The 16,555-nt window shown below is 71.0% G+C and carries 15 protein-coding genes and 1 riboswitch; of the genes, 4 read left to right on the top strand and 11 right to left on the bottom strand.

The annotated features are described in order from the left end of the window. Positions 1–146 precede the first annotated feature (146 nt). Complete coding sequence (locus CGL27_RS44910; protein WP_119993382.1) at positions 147–971, top strand: PhzF family phenazine biosynthesis protein; 825 nt, start codon at positions 147–149, stop codon at positions 969–971. A 28-nt stretch (positions 972–999) separates the two neighbouring features. On the opposite strand, the gene CGL27_RS44905 is transcribed toward CGL27_RS44910, so the two are convergent. Beyond that, the gene (locus CGL27_RS44905; RefSeq protein ID WP_205587851.1) at positions 1,000–1,809 is read right to left on the bottom strand and encodes a CPBP family intramembrane glutamic endopeptidase; all 810 of its coding nucleotides are present in this window, start codon (positions 1,807–1,809) and stop codon (positions 1,000–1,002) included. Positions 1,810–1,885: 76 nt separating this feature from the next. Continuing rightward, positions 1,886–3,388 carry a glutamate--cysteine ligase gene (locus CGL27_RS44900; RefSeq protein ID WP_119993378.1) on the bottom strand — a complete coding sequence of 501 codons (1,503 nt, stop codon included), beginning with the start codon at positions 3,386–3,388 and terminating at the stop codon, positions 1,886–1,888. A 446-nt stretch (positions 3,389–3,834) separates the two neighbouring features. On the opposite strand from CGL27_RS44900, the gene CGL27_RS44895 reads away from it, so the two are divergent. Both CGL27_RS44895 and CGL27_RS44890 read left to right on the top strand, forming a co-directional pair. After that, entirely contained in the window at positions 3,835–4,422 is a 588-nt protein-coding gene (locus CGL27_RS44895; protein WP_014058678.1) for a hypothetical protein, read from the top strand. A 265-nt stretch (positions 4,423–4,687) separates the two neighbouring features. After that, the gene (locus CGL27_RS44890; protein ID WP_043236576.1) at positions 4,688–4,894 is read left to right on the top strand and encodes a DUF5999 family protein; all 207 of its coding nucleotides are present in this window, start codon (positions 4,688–4,690) and stop codon (positions 4,892–4,894) included. Between the two features lie 116 nt (positions 4,895–5,010). Here the strand turns inward: CGL27_RS44890 and gcvP are convergent, their stop codons facing one another. Then, entirely contained in the window at positions 5,011–7,926 is a 2,916-nt protein-coding gene (gene gcvP / locus CGL27_RS44885; protein ID WP_119993377.1) for an aminomethyl-transferring glycine dehydrogenase, read from the bottom strand. Positions 7,927–8,116: 190 nt separating this feature from the next. Then, positions 8,117–8,214, bottom strand: a riboswitch (glycine riboswitch). A gap of 124 nt (positions 8,215–8,338) precedes the next feature. On the opposite strand from gcvP, the gene CGL27_RS44880 reads away from it, so the two are divergent. Next, positions 8,339–8,656: a PRC-barrel domain-containing protein gene (locus tag CGL27_RS44880; protein WP_014058681.1), complete on the top strand. Its 318-nt coding sequence runs from the start codon at positions 8,339–8,341 to the stop codon at positions 8,654–8,656. On the opposite strand, the gene CGL27_RS44870 is transcribed toward CGL27_RS44880, so the two are convergent. From CGL27_RS44870 to CGL27_RS44830, 8 genes are all read right to left on the bottom strand, one after another. Next, on the bottom strand, positions 8,632–10,740 hold the full coding sequence (locus CGL27_RS44870; protein WP_240450853.1) for a DNA polymerase IV: 2,109 nt from the start codon (positions 10,738–10,740) through the stop codon (positions 8,632–8,634). The two genes, CGL27_RS44880 and CGL27_RS44870, sit on opposite strands and share 25 nt — an antisense overlap. Positions 10,741–10,866: 126 nt before the next feature. After that, the gene (locus tag CGL27_RS44865; protein WP_240451061.1) at positions 10,867–11,418 is read right to left on the bottom strand and encodes a MerR family transcriptional regulator; all 552 of its coding nucleotides are present in this window, start codon (positions 11,416–11,418) and stop codon (positions 10,867–10,869) included. A gap of 242 nt (positions 11,419–11,660) precedes the next feature. Beyond that, positions 11,661–12,134, bottom strand: a complete 474-nt coding sequence (locus CGL27_RS44860) for a bifunctional nuclease family protein (protein ID WP_014058684.1) — start codon at positions 12,132–12,134, stop codon at positions 11,661–11,663. Between the two features lie 52 nt (positions 12,135–12,186). Next, positions 12,187–12,939 carry a MerR family transcriptional regulator gene (locus tag CGL27_RS44855; RefSeq protein ID WP_119993373.1) on the bottom strand — a complete coding sequence of 251 codons (753 nt, stop codon included), beginning with the start codon at positions 12,937–12,939 and terminating at the stop codon, positions 12,187–12,189. Between the two features lie 17 nt (positions 12,940–12,956). Beyond that, on the bottom strand, positions 12,957–13,766 hold the full coding sequence (locus tag CGL27_RS44850; RefSeq protein WP_203348783.1) for an FHA domain-containing protein: 810 nt from the start codon (positions 13,764–13,766) through the stop codon (positions 12,957–12,959). Positions 13,767–13,914: 148 nt separating this feature from the next. Next, positions 13,915–14,838, bottom strand: coding sequence for a DUF881 domain-containing protein (locus CGL27_RS44840; RefSeq protein WP_240450852.1), 924 nt, complete (start codon positions 14,836–14,838; stop codon positions 13,915–13,917). A 458-nt stretch (positions 14,839–15,296) separates the two neighbouring features. Further along, positions 15,297–15,629: a small basic family protein gene (locus CGL27_RS44835; protein WP_014058688.1), complete on the bottom strand. Its 333-nt coding sequence runs from the start codon at positions 15,627–15,629 to the stop codon at positions 15,297–15,299. Beyond that, positions 15,626–16,552, bottom strand: a complete 927-nt coding sequence (locus tag CGL27_RS44830; RefSeq protein ID WP_119993371.1) for a DUF881 domain-containing protein — start codon at positions 16,550–16,552, stop codon at positions 15,626–15,628. Before CGL27_RS44830 ends, CGL27_RS44835 begins: the two co-directional genes overlap by 4 nt. Positions 16,553–16,555: the final 3 nt, after the last annotated feature.

Here is a 16,555-nt window from a genome sequence, read left to right as displayed (position 1 = left end):
GCACCCTCACCCGCCGGCCCCGACCGCCGCTCCCCGCACCACCGGTCCCGGCCCGCACCACCCGGCCCCACCCCGCTCCCCGGGAGGTGCCACGCCTGACGGATTGGCCATGGCCGCCCCGCCGCCCGCCGCCTACGGTCGCCGCCATGCGGATACGTATCGTCGACGCGTTCACCGAGCGCCCCTTCGCCGGCAACCCGGCCGGGGTCGTCCTCCTCGACACCAACGCCTTCCCGGACGACGACTGGCTGCAGCGGGTCGCCTCCGAGGTCAATCTCGCCGAGACCGCCTTCGCCCACCCACTCCCCGAGGCCGCGGAGGCGGACTGGGCGCTGCGCTGGTTCACCCCGGTCACCGAGGCGCCCATGTGCGGCCATGCCACGCTCGCCACCACCCATGTCCTGAAGACCGCAGGGGCCGCGACCGGCACGGTCCGCTTCGCCACCCTCAGCGGAGTCCTGTCGGCGACGGCCGACGACGGCGGCTCGATCACGCTGGATTTCCCCACGGCCTCACTGACCGCGCTGCCGGTCTCCCAGCAGACGGCCGAGGTCGCCGGAGCCCTCGGCGCCGAGATCGTGTCCGCCCATCACGCGGGCCCGCATATCGACGATCTGCTGATCGAGCTGACCGACGAGAAGACGGTGCGCGCCCTGGCCCCCGACCTCGCCGCGCTCAAGCGGATCAGCCACCGGGGCGTCATCGTGACCGCGGCCGCCGAGGACCCCACGCGCGGCTACGACTTCGTCTCGCGGATGTTCGCCCCGGCCGTCGGCATCGACGAGGACCCGGTCACCGGCAGCGCCCACACCGCGCTCGCGCCCTACTGGTCGGCCCGGTTCGGCCGCGACGAGCTGACCGGGCTGCAGGTGTCCGCGCGCACCGGCCTGGTCCGCACCGTGCTGCGCGGCGACCGTACGCTGCTGACGGGAGGCGCCGTCACCGTCATCGACGGCGAGTTGCTGGCCTGAGACCCATCGGTCGCGGCGGCCGGGCGGGTCAGGCCGTGGGCAGCCAGTCCACCCGGCCCGCCAGCAGGGCGTATCCGACGAAGGCCACGATGTCGATCAGCGCATGCGCGGCGACCAGCGGCCCGACCCGCCCCCAGCGGCGGTAGAGCAGCACGAAGATCACGCCCATCGCCAGGTTGCCGAAGAAGCCGCCGATCCCCTGGTAGAGGTGGTACGAACCGCGCAGCACCGAGCTTGCCAGCAGGGCGGCCATCGGGGTCCAGCCCAACTGCCCGAGCCTGCGCAGCAGATAGCCGACCACGATCACCTCCTCCAGCACCGCGTTCTGCACGGCGGAGGCGATCAGTACGGGGATCTTCCACCACACATCGGGCAGCGACTCGGGCACCACCGTCAAATTGCCCCCGGCCGCCCGCGCCCCCAGATACAGCAGCAGCCCGGTGCCGCCGATCGCGGCCGCGACCGCGGCGCCCCACGCCAGATCGAACCGCGGCCGGTCGCGGTCGAAGCCGATCGCCCGCAGCCCGGCGCCCTCGCGCAGCAGCAGATGGGCCACGAGCACGACCGGCACCAGCGCGGTCGAGATGCCGAAGAGCTGCCAGGCGAGATCCAGCCAGGGCCGCCCCGGCGCGGCGGAGGAGTTGAGATTGGCCGCCTGGTCCTTGAGCCCGCCGGGTTTGGTCACCGAGCCGATAAAGCTGATCAGTGCGGACAGCCCGCTTGCGCCGAGGGAAAGCGCCAGCACGAGCAGCGTCTCATTGCGCAACGTCCGCCGCGAGAGCCCGTCCTCGACCGGGGCATCCGCGCCCCGCGCCTGTGACCGCACTCCTGTCCCCACTTCCGCTTGTCCGTCTCATCGGGTGCACTCGCCCCGCTCACCGGACAATACGGTGTCATGGTCGACGGTGTGGGCGTCACCCGGAGAGATCGGTGGGCCAGGTGTGCACCGGCGCGTCGGTCCGCATCAGGGCACAGTAGCGGCGGGTCATGGCCGCGAGCGCGGCGTCCCGGTCCAGCCCGCCGGCCAGCGCGCGGCGGTAGGTGGCCGTCTGCCAGGACGCGCCGTTGACCCGCAGCTTGCAGCGCTCCTCGATCACGCCGAGGTAGCGGTCGCGGTCGGCGGGCTCCACGCCCCAGGAGTCGAGGCCGGACGCCGCGAGCGGCAGCAGTTCCTCGCGGACCAGCCGTACGGCGGAGGTGCGGGCCAGGGAGGCCGACCGGCCGGATTTGGGCCACTGCAGGACCGCGTCGATGCCGTGCCGGCAGGCCGCGTCGAAGTTGGCGGCGGCGGCCGCGAACGGCAGCCGGGTCCACACCGGGCGGGACTCCTCGGCGAGCGCCCTGACCAGTCCGTAGTAGAAGGCGGCGTTGGCTATGACATCGGTGACGGTGGGCCCCGCCGGGAGCACGCGGTTCTCCACGCGCAGATGCGGCACACCGTCCACGACGTCGTAGACGGGCCGGTTCCAGCGGTAGATCGTGCCGTTGTGCAGCGCCAGTTCCTGGAGCTCGGGCACCCCGCCCTCGTCCAGCACCCGCAGCGGGTCCTCGTCCTCGCCGGTGGAGAGCAGAGGCGGGAAATAGCGCAGGTTCTCCTCGAACAGCTCGTAGGCGGAATCGATCCAGCGCTCGCCGAACCAGGTGCGCGGACGCGCCCCCTGGGCGGCGATCTCCGGCGGACGCACATCGGTGGCCTGGAGGAACAGCGGCGGCCGGGATTCGCGCCAGGCCTCATGGCCGAAGACGAAGGGGGAGTTGGCGCCCACGGCGATCTGCACGGCGGCCACCGCCTGCGCCGCGTTCCACGCGTCCGCGAAGCGCCCCGGGGTGACCTGAAGATGGAGCTGGACGGAGGTGCAGGCCGCCTCGGGCGCGATGGAGGCGCTGGCGTAGGTGAACCGCTCACGGCCCTCGATGTCGATGAGGAAATCCTCGCCGCGGGCGGCCAGCATCTGCTCGTTGAGGAGTTTGTAACGGTCGTCATAGGAGAGGCTCGTGGATCCCAGATCGTCCGCGGCGAGGGTCGGCAGAATTCCGATCATCACGATCTCGGAGGACACTTCCCGCGCCTTGCGATCGGCATATGACAAACCGGTTCGGAGCTCTTCCGACAGCTGATCGAGAACGCGTCCGCGCAAACGGTGGGGCACGATGTTTACTTCAAGGTTGCACTGCCCGAGTTCGGTCTGGAAATCATGACTCCCGATGCGCTCCAGAACCTCGGCGTTCATCATCCTCGGCAGTCCGTCGGCCCCGGCGAGATTCAGCTCGATCTCCAGCCCCATCAGATTCTTCGGGCGGTCGAATCGCTTGTCGGCCAGAAGCCGGCTCAGCCCGTCGAGGCACTGCCGCAACCGGACGCGCTGCCGTCGCCGGCCGGACGGGTCGAACTCACCGGCTATGAGCTTGTCCCCCATCGAAGCGTCCCTCCTCGAGTGGATCATCGGTGCCAGCCGTCTGCACACCACGCTCGATGATGCCCACCAATGTGATCGATAACGCCCCGCGATCCCCACCCAGCCAGTAGGCTCTCTGGAACTGCTCATTGCGCCGGAAAATTGGACCGGCGAGTTCCAGCCTACCGCGTCGGCCCCAAAATGCCAGGTCATATCCGTTCATCTAGCACAGAATCGGGGAAAATCCCCGCCTTCTCACGGCCTGGATAACCTCTTGTCGGCAATGCGGGCAGCGGCTAGATGAAACACAACGGGAACACTTGTCGTATAAACTCGGCTAACGAGGCAGAGAGATAAGGCCCGAACAGTCTGTTCCGGTTCCCCTCTGACCCGTGTTCCACCGACAGCGCCGCCCAAACCCGGCCCGCTATCGCTTCACCGTGTCTCCAAGCGAGAGGCGACCCACCATGCCGCTGCATGTGCCCCAGGCCCCCGCGCCCGCCCTGCGCAGCGTCCTCACGGCCCTTGACTCCCCCACCGCCGTCCGCGAGGCGCGCACCCCGGTACTCTCCACGCTCACCGGCCCCTTCGAACCCGAACTCCCGCTCCCCGTCCATGTCCTGGACGACATCACCACCGCCGACGGCCCGCCAAGCACCCGGCTCACCGGCTGGCGCTTCCTGATCCGCGACGGCGACCGCACGGTGGCCGCCGCCGAGGCGATGCTCACCGCCGACGGCTGGGCCTTCTCACACTTCTCCGAGGGTCCCTATGTCAGCTCGGCCGAACTCGCCCTGAGCCAGGCCGAGTCGCTGCCCTCCGCGTACCAACCGCGGCTGCTGTCCATCCCCGAGCTCTACATGGTCACGCTCTGGCTGCACGGCGACCTGACGGCGGACGGCGCCGAAGGCGGCCTCGGCGCGGGGGACCTGTTGGTGCCGCTCGCCCCGGCCCCGCCGGGTATCGCGCCCCACCGGGCGCATCGCGCAACCGACCTGCTGCCGGTTCTCACCCACCGGCTCACCCGGGCTCCCTTGCTTGGCTCACCCGCCTGACCTGGGCCTCCATCAGATTGGGAGCGCCCCGTGACCGCCGGGTCACGGGGCGCTCCGCAGCATCCTCGTAACAGTCCGGCGCCGATGAACCGTCCGGACGGGTGATGCGTCATTATCTAGCGAGACCGGTACCGCGAAATCCCTGCGGATTCCAGGCCGCAGGGCAACACTGGAGCAATCGACCGACTCAAACCACGGGGGGGCGGCCATGAACGCCGCAGCGAGCCGCAGGACATTCACCACTCCGCAGCGAAAGAACCCTGTCATGTGCCAGCATCAACCACCCTGCCCGTCAGCCGACTCCGCCGACCGGGAGGCCGCCCATCTGGTGGCGCACCACCCGGAGCAGGGATGGAGCCTGCTGTGCAACGGCGTCCTGCTCTTCGAGGACACCGGTGAGCTGCTGCCGGACGGGCGCGTCATCGCACCGTGCCGGCCGCGGGGTTCCGAGCACATCGTCACCGCGGCCTGACCGCCGCCCACGCCGTCACCACGGTCTGACCCACCATCGACGGCACGTACCCGCAGGGGCCGGCCCGGCGCATCCGCCGCACCGGCCCCATTGACGCGTTTGCCGAGGGGAAGCCCTCAGCCCTCGTAGGACTCCAGCGGCGGGCAGGAGCAGACGAGGTTACGGTCCCCGTAGGCCCCGTCGATCCGCCGCACCGGCGGCCAGTACTTGTCGGCCGCCGAGACCCCGGCCGGGAAGACCGCTTCCTCCCGGGAGTACGGGCGGTCCCACTCCCCGGTCAGCGACGCCGCCGTATGCGGGGCGTTCCGCAGCGGGTTGTCCTCCTTGGCCCACTCGCCGGAGCCGACCTTCTCGATCTCGGCCCGGATGGCGATCATCGCCTGGCAGAACCGGTCCAGCTCCGCCAGATCCTCGCTCTCGGTCGGCTCGATCATCAGCGTCCCCGCGACGGGGAACGACATCGTCGGCGCGTGGAAGCCGTAGTCGATCAGGCGCTTGGCCACATCGTCGACCGTCACGCCGGTGGCCTTCGTCAGCGGTCGCAGATCCACGATGCACTCATGGGCCACCAGGCCGCCGGGGCCGGTGTAGAGCACCGGGTAGTGCGGCTCCAGACGCTTGGCGACATAGTTGGCGCCGAGCACCGCGACCTGGGTCGCGCGGCGCAGCCCCTCGGCGCCCATCAGCCGGATGTACGCCCAGGAGATCGGCAGGATCCCCGCGGAGCCCCACGGCGCGGCCGAGACCGGGCCGACGCCGGTGGCCGGGCCCGCGGCGGGCTGCAGCGGATGGTTGGGCAGATAGGGCGCCAGGTGCTCGCGCACCGCGACCGGGCCGACGCCGGGGCCGCCACCGCCGTGCGGGATGCAGAAGGTCTTGTGCAGGTTCAGATGCGAGACATCGCCGCCGAACCGGCCCGGCTCGGCGAGCCCGACCAGCGCGTTGAGGTTGGCGCCGTCCACGTAGACCTGGCCGCCCGCGTCGTGCACGGCCGCGCAGATCTCGGTGATGTGCCCCTCGAACACACCGTGGGTGGAGGGGTAGGTGACCATCAGCACGGCCAGTTCGGCACCGTGCTTCTCGATCTTGGCGCGCAGGTCGCCGGTGTCGATCTCGCCGTCCTCACCGGTCTTGACCACGACGACCTTCATGCCGGCCATCACGGCGCTGGCGGCGTTGGTGCCGTGCGCGGAGGACGGGATCAGGCAGACGGTGCGCCGGGTGTCCCCGTTGGCCCGGTGGTAGGCGCGCACCGCGAGCAGCCCGGCGAGCTCGCCCTGGGATCCGGCGTTCGGCTGCAGGGAGACCTTGTCATAGCCGGTGACCTCGGCCAGCCGCTCCTCCAGCTCACGGATCAGGGTCAGATAGCCCTGGGCCTGCTCGGCCGGTGCGAAGGGGTGCAGCGCGCCGAACTCGGGCCAGGTGACCGGCTCCATCTCGGTGGTCGCGTTGAGCTTCATGGTGCAGGAGCCGAGCGGGATCATGCCCCGGTCCAGGGCGTAGTCCCGGTCGGCCAGCCGCCGCAGATAGCGCAGCATCGCCGTCTCGGAGCGGTGCTGGTGGAAGACCGGGTGGGCCAGATAGCCGTCGTGGCGCAGCAGGGCCGCGGGCAGCGCGTCCGGCGCCGCGGCGTCCAGCTCGTCGACGCCGGGGATCCCGGCGGCGTCGCCGTTTCCGCCGTCCACTCCGAAGGCGGACCACACGGCCGCAAGCTGCGCACGGGCGGTGGTCTCGTCGCAGGCGATGCCGACGTGGTCGGCGTCGGTCAGGCGAAGGTTGACCCCGGCCTCCCGGCCCGCGGCGACGACCTCGGCGGCCCGGCCCGGCACCCGTGCGGTGAGGGTGTCGAAGAACGCGCCGTGCACCACCTCGACACCGCCGGCCCGCAGCCCCTCGGCGAGCACGGAGGCGTAGCGGTGGGTGCGGCGGGCGATCGCCGCGAGCCCGTCCGGGCCGTGGTAGACGGCGTACATCCCGGCCATCACGGCCAGCAGCACCTGGGCGGTGCAGATGTTGCTGGTGGCCTTCTCCCGGCGGATGTGCTGCTCACGGGTCTGCAGCGCCAGCCGGTACGCCTTGTCGCCGTCGGCGTCCACGGAGACCCCGACCAGCCGGCCGGGAAGGTTGCGGGCGTAGGCGTCGCGCACCGCCATGAAACCGGCGTGCGGTCCGCCGAAGCCCATCGGGACGCCGAACCGCTGGCTGTTGCCCACCGCGATGTCCGCGCCCAGCTCACCGGGCGAGGTGAGCAGGGTGAGCGCGAGCAGATCGGCGGCGACAGTGACGACGGCGCCCAGCTCATGAGCGCGCTCGATGACCGGGCGCGGATCGCGCACCACGCCGGAGGCGCCCGGGTACTGCAGCAGCACACCGAAGACCCCGCGCTCGGCGATCTCGTCCGGAATGCCCTCGGCCAGATCGGCGACGACGACCTCGACACCGGTCGGCTCGGCGCGGGTCCGCAGGACCGCGACGGTCTGCGGCAGGCAGTCGACGTCGACCAGGAAGACGCCCTCCTTGACCTTGCCGACACGCCGCGACAGCGCCATCGCCTCGGCGGCCGCGGTGGCCTCGTCCAGCAGCGAGGAGCCGGCCGTGGGCAGCCCGGTCAGATCGGCGACGACCGTCTGGAAGTTGAGCAGGGCCTCGAGCCGGCCCTGGGAGATCTCCGGCTGGTAGGGCGTGTACGCGGTGTACCAGGCAGGGTTCTCCAGCACATTGCGCAGGATCACCGGCGGGGTGTGGGTGCCGTAGTAGCCGAGGCCGATCATCGACGGCAGCACCTGGTTGCGGTCGGCGAGTCCGCGCAGCTCGGCGATGACCTCCGGCTCACTGCGGGCCGGGGGCAGGGCATGCAGCGCCTCGGTGCTCTTTATGACCTCCGGTACGGCGGCCTCGGTGAGCTCGTCCAGCGAGCCGAAGCCGACCTGGGCGAGCATCTTGGCCTGCGCCTCGCCGTCGGGGCCGATATGGCGCTGCTCGAACGGAGTACCGCGTTCCAAGTCGGAGAGTGCGATGCGATTGGCGGTCATCTGCGGGGGCCTCCTGGTCTGTAACGACCGGCGAGGGGCACCACGGCGCGGGTGCCCGGACGGCCTCCCCCTCTGTCATCTCAACCTGAGAGCTTCACCGGCCACATACCGCCTGACCGGTTTTCACCGTCGGTGAGGAGGGGTTCCGGAGCTCTGCTCGCCCGTGGCCCGCCCTGCTTTCCAGAGTGACCTCACCCGCACGGTACGTGTGCCTGAGAGATTCCGGGGAGGGTTTGCTCCTTCGGCGCCTCCGACAGCGTCGGCGGAGGACTCTCCCGCACGGGGTTTACAGCCACAGTCAGCGTACCAGCGGTTCTACCGTGGGGGACGGTCGCCGGCGTTCGAGTGGCCGAGCGCGGCGATGTGGCTTTTTGTAGGTATCAATGGTCACTTGCCACCTGTGGGAGAGAGCGTGCAGACCGATATCGACCCGCGGACCCTGATCGGCCGCAAGGCATTCGACCGCGAGGGCTCCAAGATCGGCACCGTGGACGAGGTCTATCTCGACGACGCGACCGGCGAGCCCGAATGGGCGGCGGTACGCACCGGGCTGTTCAGCCGGGACGTCTTCGTACCGCTCGAACCGAGCGAGGTCGTCGGCGACACCCTGCGGGTGCCGTACGACCGGGCGCTGATCAAGGACGCCCCGGACTTCGGAGTCGGCCGCCACCTCTCCCCCGAACAGGAGTTGCAGCTCTACCACCACTACGGACTGGACGTCACGGGCTGACCTTGCCCCTGAGGCTGGGGCTGGCCCTGGCCCTGGCCTGGGGCCGGGGGCTGCATGTGGCCCTGCATGTGGCCCGGGAGCTGCTCGCGGCCCAGGCCGTGGCCCTGCATCTGGCCTGGGGCCTGACCCTGCTCGGGTCCGCCACCCGGTCCTGGGGCCAGCCCATCCGGGCCCGCGGCCAGGCCGCCTGGTCTCGCGGCCAGGTCATCCGGGCCCTCGATCTGCTCTGGATCCGGGGCTATGGCCTCCCCCGGGGTCATGCCCGTGGTCCCCTCCCGGCCCGTAGTCCCCTCTACGGCCAGGTCCGTGACCGCCTCCCGGGCCACATCGGGCTCCGGGCCAGCGGCGTCTTCCGGGGCCGAGCCTGCGACCTCCTCCGCGGCCGGGTCCGCGTCCAGGTCCGGGTTCGTGACCGCTTCCCGGGCCACTCCCGGGACCGGGTCCAGGTCCGAACCCGCCTCCCCGGCCACATCGGGGCCCGGGCCCGCGGCCTCCCCCGGGCCCAGGTCCGGGTCCGCCTCCCCGGCCACGTCCGGGCACGGGCCCGCGGCGTTCTCCGGGACCGAGCCTGCGACCTTCCCCGCGTACGGGTCCGGGTTCACGGCGTCCTCCGGGACCAGATGCGCCTCCGGGCCCGGGTCCACGTCCGGAGCCCCGTCCGCGTCCGGGATCGCGTCCGAGCCCGGGGTCCCGTCCTCGTGCGGTCGTAGCAGCGGCAGCGGTTCGGTCGGCTCCAGTGCCGGGTCGTCCACGGCGAACGTCCGCACCCGCCCCGGCCGCGACCACGGCTCCTCGAAGCGCACGGTCACCCGGCCCACCCCGCTCCCCTGCACCCAGCCCGCCCCGTACTCGGCGTGCCGCACATCGGAGCCCGGCAGCCAGCGCCGCGGCTTCCCAGCGTCCTCAGGGGCCTCTCCCGCGCCCTCTCCCACAGGCTCCGGCCTCTCGGGGCCCGGCACGCGCCGGGCGTCCCCCAGTGCCTCATGGGCGGCCTGCGCGGCCTGCGCGGCCTGCGCGGCCTGGGCGAAGAGATCCTCTTGGGTGTAGTCCGCCAGACCGCTGACCCCGACCCCGAGCAACCGCACACCCGCCGTGGTGTCCACACCGTCGATCAGCCGCGCCGCGGCCTCCCGCACCACCCCCGGATCGTCGGTCGGCCCGCGCAGGGTCTCCGAACGGGTCAGCGTGGAGAAGTCGTACCGCCGCACCTTGATCACGACCGTCCGCCCCGAGCGACCCGCCTCGCGCAGCCGCCGCACGCAGCGGTCGGCGAGCCGCGCGATCTCCAGCTGCACCCGGGTGCGGTCGGTGAGGTCGACGTCGAAGGTGTCCTCCACCGAGATGGACTTGGCGTCCCGCTCGGCGACGACGGGCCGCTCGTCCCGGCCCTCCGCCATCAGAAACAGCGACGCGCCGTGGGCCCGGCCCAGCAGCCGCACCAGCTCGGCCTCGCCCGCCTCCCGCGTCTCGGCCACGGTGTGGATCCCGGCCCGGCGCAGCGTCTCCGCCGTGGCGGGGCCGACTCCCGGGAGTGTCCGCACCGACATGGGGCCGAGCAACTCGCGCTCCGTCCCGGGGTCGATGACCACCAGGCCGTCGGGCTTGGCCTGCTCCGAAGCGATCTTGGCGAGCATCTTGGATCCGGCGAGCCCCACCGAACCGGTCAGCCCGGTGACCGCCCTGATGTCGGTCCGCAGCCGCTCCCCCACGGCGCGCGCCGCCCCCACGGTGGGCTCGGTGCCGCCCGCCTCCAGATCAACGAACGCCTCGTCCAGACTGAGCGGCTCCACCAGGGGCGAGAGCGTGTGCAGCAGGGTCATGACCACGTCGCTCACGGCGCGGTAGAGGGTGAAGCGGGGGATGAGGAACGCCGCGTTCGGACACAGGCGGCGGGCCTGGGCCATCGCCATGGCCGAGTGCACCCCGAACACCCGGGCCTCATAGGAGGCCGTGGCGACCACGCCACGCGGCCCCAGACCCCCCACGATCACCGGCTTACCGCGCAGGCTGGGCTTGGATGCCTGCTCCGCCGAGGCGTAGAAGGCATCCATGTCCAGATGGAGAATCGTCGGCGCACCCCTCACACCTACGATGCTGCCGCACACCACTGACAATGGGCGGCACGACGGCCCGGAGGCGGGCCGGGGGCGCCGCTCGGCTCGCGTCCGGGGCGGCGCCTAGCGAAAGGTGCCTGACGAAAGGGCGAGCGCTCAACCGGCCCGGTTGCGACGCGCCGCGAGCTCATCGGTGGGGTTGGGCCGGATCAGCGTCTCCCCGGTGTCCACCCGCTCGCCGTGCAGCTGGGACAGCGCGCTCTCGACATCCCGCCAGACGACGCCCACGGCGATCCCGAAGACACCCTGACCGCCCTGGAGGAGGTCCACGACCTCATCGGGCGAGGTGCACTCGTAGACGGTCGCGCCGTCGCTCATCAGCGTCATCTGGGCCAGGTCGTCGAGCTCCCGGGCCCGCAGATGGGTCACCGCCGCCCGGATGTTCTGCAGCGATACGCCGGTGTCCAGCAGCCGCTTCACGATCTTGAGGACGACCACGTCCCGAAAGCTGTAGAGCCGCTGGCTGCCCGAGCCGTACGCGGGCCGGACGCTCGGCTCCACCAGCCCGGTGCGGGCCCAGTAGTCGAGCTGGCGGTAGGTGATGCCCGCGGCCGCGCATGCGGTCGGTCCGCGGTACCCGACCCGCCCCGTCTCCCCCGCGGCGGGCTCACGCGGCGGTGCTGCCTGTGCCGCGACCCGAGCCTTCAACGCCGGATCGGCCGGTGCGCTCCCCTGGAGCGTATACGGACCGCCGGCTGCCGTGCCGTCGCCGGTGCTTCTCACGCCGACCTCCGTCCTCGACCTGCCACCTTGAAGGTAGGCAGTCACCCGGGGTGCGTCAACGATCGCCACACTCGGCACGCCGAGTGATAATCACCCTAAGGGTGGTTTCCCGTGTCCCTCGTCCGGGAAAGGCTACTCGAATGCGCGAGCTAGGACCGGCATACCGCTCACTGGCTGCTGGTTCCGAAGTCCTCGGGCGAGATCTGGTCGAGGAACTCGCGGAACTTCTCCACCTCGTCCTCCTGCTCATCCGGGATCGCGATACCGGCGTCGTCCAGCACGCCGTCGCTGCCGTAGATCGGCGTTCCGGTGCGCAGCGCGAGCGCTATGGCGTCGGACGGCCGGGCACTGACCTCCACGCCGCTGGCGAAGACCAGCTCCGCGTAGAAGACCCCCTCGCGCAGATCCGTGATCCGGACCTCCGTGAGCTGCTGGCCGACCGCTTCGAGTACGTCTTTGAAAAGATCATGGGTCAGCGGGCGCGCCGGAGCCATGCCCTGCTGAGCGAAGGCGATCGCGGTCGCCTCACCTGGTCCGATCCAGATGGGGAGGTACCGGTCGCCTCCCACTTCACGCAGGAGCACGATCGGTTGGTTGGAGGGCATTTCCACCCGGACACCCACGACGTCGAGCTCGTTCACACAGCAACCCTAGGACGTGCCCGGCCGGTTTGGATAGTCGGGGCCCGGCCGGTCACCGCTCCTGGACCCTCAGAGCCGACCGCACCAGGGCCGCGTGCAGCTCTACGGAGAGCGTGGCGAGCTCCCGCACACTGGCCTCCGCATGCGCTCTGGTCTGCGGGTTTCTATGCAACCGCAGCGGAGCGACCACCTGCTCGACCATTCCGGCCTCGCGTTCGGCGGAGGCTTTCATGATTCGCAGATGACGTGGTTCCAGGCCGAAACGACCGAGTTCGGCGATGAGCCGGGCGACGGTCACCGCCTCGATGTCGTACCCGCCGTCCGCGCTCGGCGCGAGCAGCCCGTACGACTCCCATTCGGCCAGCTGCACCTCGCTGACCTCGGCCGTTGCCAGCAGCTCGGCACGGCCCAGCCGGGCGGCCGTGGGGCCGTCCGCGGCCGCCCCGGTACCGCCGTCGAGCACACCGGGCTGCCGCGCTCCCTGCGAAACGGCAGGAAGCTGCAACGGCTCGCCCCGCTCCAGGGCGTCCAGATGCTCCCGGATGACCTTGAGCGGCAGGTAGTGGTCACGCTGCATCCGGAGGATACGGCCGAGCCGCTCCACATCCCGCCGGCTGAATTTGCGATAGCCGGAGGGCGTCCGGCGCGGCTCGACCAGACCTTCCGACTCCAAGAAGCGGATCTTGGAGGTGGTGACCTCGGGGAACTCGTCCCGCAACAGATTCAGCACGGTGCCGATGCTCATCGACCGGCTGCCCGTGGGGGCGGTGCCGGTACCGGCACCGCCCGACGGTGTCTGAAGCATGGACCTCCCCTGACGGGTCAGATGCCGACGCCCCGCTGGCTCGGGTAGAAGACCAGCCGGTACTTACCGATCTGCACCTCGTCGCCGCTGGCCAGCACCACCGGCGCGTCGATCTGCTCCCGGTTGAGATACGTCCCGTTGAGGCTGCCGACGTCCGAGACGGTGAAGCTGCCGTCCTGGCCGCGCCGGAACTCCACATGGCGGCGGGAGACCGTCACATCGTCCAGGAAGATGTCGCTCTGCGGGTGACGGCCCGCCGTGGTGACATCACTGTCCAGCAGGAAACGGCTGCCCGAGTTCGGCCCGCGCCGGACCACCAGCAGCGCCGATCCCATCGGCAGCGCCTCGACGGCGGCCTGCGCCTCCGGGCTGAGCGACGGCAGCGGCGTCTGCCCGGTCACCTCGGAGTCGTACGCCTCGAGACCCGAGATCGAAATGGTGGAGGTGGTCTCCGAGGCACGCTCGGAGGGCGCGCCGCCCCGCAGCGGGGCGCCGCAATTGGAGCAGAACCGGCTGGCCTCCGCGTTCCGGTGACCGCACCGCTGACAGACAGGCAAGCCGAACCCTCCACCACTGTGAGCGGCCGATGGCTCCTGGAAACCTATGGGGCCGGTCGCGGAGGGGTCAACAGACGCGCCCTGCGCGCCGACCTGGTCCCGGAACAGCGGGCGCTCCTCGGTCCCCCCTCCGCTCTCCTCCGCGGCACGCGAGGCGCGGTGGCGAGCGGTGCTGCTGCCGCCATCCTGGCGGGCACTCTTGCCGAACAACTTCCCGAACAACTTCACGGGCGATTCCCCTTGACTGAAACAGACCCGCCCGTGGGGCAGGACAAACCCTCGATGCACACACCAGACGGTCCGGACATCCTCACAACGTCCGTGGCCACCAGACAGTTTCCATCACGCTCGGATCTTCTGGTGCGTTGACCCCCCGCGTCCACATGGTCTCCCCGAGAGACCCTCATTTCGAACCGCCTCACCGTGATGACGACCGAGCGTAGTCAGGCGGCTTCGCCGATCGCAAGGCATCCACAACGACCTTCTTCTCCCGCCGCACGGACACAGTGGCCTGCTCCTTCTCCAGGCTCTGCACCACCCCGCCGGGAATGTTCAGCGCCGGCTCCAGATCCTCCGGCTTGCCGATCACCTTCACAACATACGGTCGCGTCACTTTCTGTCCATCGATCTGGATCGCGCCACCGCTGTCCGCGAAGTAGGTGCCGGCGACCACCCGCACCTTGCCGATCTGGATCGCCTCGGCACCCGCCGCGCGCAGCTCCTGCACCGTGTCGAGCAGCATGTCCGACTCCACGGAGCCCCGGGAGTCGTCGATCGTGATCGTGATACCGGGACCCTGTGCTGCCACCGTACCCGCGAGCACGCCCAGCTGCTGCTCCTTCTGGAGCGTCTGCTTGCGGGCCTCCTCGGCCTGGTCCGAGCTGTTCTCCAGCTCGGTGCGCTGGTTCTCCAGCCGGCGCTTCTCGTCCTGGAGCCGCTGAGTGCGGGAGTCCAGCTCGTCGAGGATCCGGACCAGGTCCTCCTGCCGGGCTCCGCGCAGCACGCTGTTCTCGTTGGTCGAGCGCACCTGGATGGCGAGGCCCAGGCCGAGGCCGAAGAGCAGCAGGGCGACGATGAGCTGCGCACGGGTCAGCCGCGGCGGCCATACGCCCTTCAGCAGCCGCTGGCGGCCGGTCTGGGCCTCTTCCGACCTCTGTCCAGTCCCAGGGCCGCCTTGCCCGGCTCCGGGGCCGGGGACGGGCCCCACACGCTCTCCGGGGCCGCTCCTGGGCCCGCCGGGGGGCCTGGTGCCCTCGGCGCCCGGCGTGGGCGTGTCGCCCGCCTTCACGGGCCGGCCCTGGGCCTGCGGCGGCAGGGCCTCGGGCAGCACGGCCTTGGGCAAGGGCGTCCTGAGAGCGACGTCCTTGAGGCCGCCCGGCGGGGGCCCGGCAGCTCTGCCCGGCTCGCCTCGCGCGGGCCCGGCGGGCCTGCCCGGCTCACCCCGCGGGGGCGTGGACGGCCTGCCCGGCTGCTGCCGTACGTCACGCTGCTCGGGCTTCCGGGCGGGCGACGGGGCACCCGGCCGCGGCGTTTCGGCCGCCGACGGCCGCTCCGGCTGTGCCCGCTCGCACGGCTCCCCGGAGGGCACGGGCTTCTCGGCCGTCTCCGGCCGTCGCGGCGGCTCGGGCGACCGCCGCGGCTGCTCAGCGCCCGGTTCGGTCTTTTCGGCCTTCGCTGCCTGCTCGGGCCTTTCGGGCTTCGCGTCCCTCTCGGCCAGTCGCGGCGTTTCGGCCGGCCGTCGGTTTTCGGCCGACTCTGGCCGCTCGGGCTTCTCAGGGGTGTCGTCGGTCGTCATCGGCCTCACGCCCGGAAGACATGGCGGCGGATCGCGGCCGCGTTGGAGAAGATCCGGATACCGAGCACGACCACGACTCCCGTCGACAGCTGAGCACCGACGCCCAGCTTGTCACCGAGGAAGACGATCAGTGCGGCCACCACCACATTGGACAGGAACGATACGACGAAGACCTTGTCGTCGAAGATCCCGTCCAGCATCGCCCGGAAGCCCCCGAAGACCGCGTCGAGTGCCGCCACGACGGCGATCGGCAGATAGGGCTCGACCACCGTCGGCACCACGGGTCGGACCACAAGCCCGACCACGACTCCCACGATGAGCCCCAATACGGCGATCACGATGTGCCCTTCCCTGTGTCGGCGTCACCCTTGCCGGAGCCACCGGCTATCGGTTCCGCGGTGCGTACGATCAGGCTCGGCGCGGCCGGAAGCCGGAGCGAGTCCTGGGCGGAAATGCTCGTGCGGATGTCATAGTTCTGCTGCAGCACATGCAGATACTGACCGTCCGCGCTGTTCTGGAAAGCGGTGCTCAGCCGCTGCCCGTCCCCCACCGCGAGCACCGTATACGGCGGCGCCAGCGGCTTGTTGTCGACCAGTATGGCGTCTCCCGCAGCCCTGATCGCCGAGAGCGCCGTCAGCCGCTGTCCGTTGATCGAGATGGCCTCCGCGCCCGACTCCCACAGGCCGTTGACGACGCGCTGCATGTCGTGGTCGCGCACCCGGCCGGTATCGGAGAAGTCGGCGCTCTCCCGTGGTCCCCCGCCGCCGCCGGCCGCGCCCTTGGCATCGTCGACCACCAGCTTCACCCCGGGGCCCGTCACCTCGTTGGCCCCCGAGAGCAGCGCCACCAGATCGGCCTTGGCTCCGCCGTGCTTCTCCAGTGCCTGCCGCTGCTTCTCCCCGACTTCGCCGCGGAGCTTGTCCACGCTCCTGGCGAGGTCGTCCGCGTTCGAGTTCCCCGTCTCGATACGGTCGATCAGTTCTCCCCGCTCCTTGGCCAGCGTGGGCGCCGATATCCGCGCCTCGGCGGCGCCGACGGTGATGACCACCGCGACCAGGACAAGGCCGAGAGCCAGCCCCAGTTTGGCCCGCATGGTGCGCGGCAGGCCCGAGCGACCGGTCTCACCGCGCCGCGCGGCGGCCTCGGCGTAACCGTCGTCGAGGCTGTGGTCCATCACATTGGTCAGCAGCGACATGGACGCGTCGAGGCGCGGGCGAGGGCGCGGCGATGCTGTGCTCCGAACGGGGGGCGGCTGCGACATGCC

Source organism: Streptomyces sp. 11-1-2 (assembly GCF_003595545.1).
Classification (GTDB): Bacteria; Actinomycetota; Actinomycetes; order Streptomycetales; family Streptomycetaceae; genus Streptomyces; species Streptomyces hygroscopicus_B.
Note: the sequence above shows the minus strand (reverse complement) of the source record. Positions and strands in the feature narration are given on the sequence as shown.

Bases quoted from the DNA above. Each gene is read 5' to 3' on its own strand.
- CGL27_RS44910 (WP_119993382.1), top strand. From the start codon at position 147: ATGCGGATACGTATCGTCGACGCGTTCACCGAGCGCCCCTTCGCCGGC.
- CGL27_RS44900 (WP_119993378.1), bottom strand. From the start codon at position 3,388: ATGGGGGACAAGCTCATAGCCGGTGAGTTCGACCCGTCCGGCCGGCGA.
- CGL27_RS44895 (WP_014058678.1), top strand. From the start codon at position 3,835: ATGCCGCTGCATGTGCCCCAGGCCCCCGCGCCCGCCCTGCGCAGCGTC.
- CGL27_RS44890 (WP_043236576.1), top strand. From the start codon at position 4,688: ATGTGCCAGCATCAACCACCCTGCCCGTCAGCCGACTCCGCCGACCGG.
- gcvP (WP_119993377.1), bottom strand. From the start codon at position 7,926: ATGACCGCCAATCGCATCGCACTCTCCGACTTGGAACGCGGTACTCCG.
- CGL27_RS44855 (WP_119993373.1), bottom strand. From the start codon at position 12,939: ATGCTTCAGACACCGTCGGGCGGTGCCGGTACCGGCACCGCCCCCACG.
- CGL27_RS44830 (WP_119993371.1), bottom strand. From the start codon at position 16,552: ATGTCGCAGCCGCCCCCCGTTCGGAGCACAGCATCGCCGCGCCCTCGC.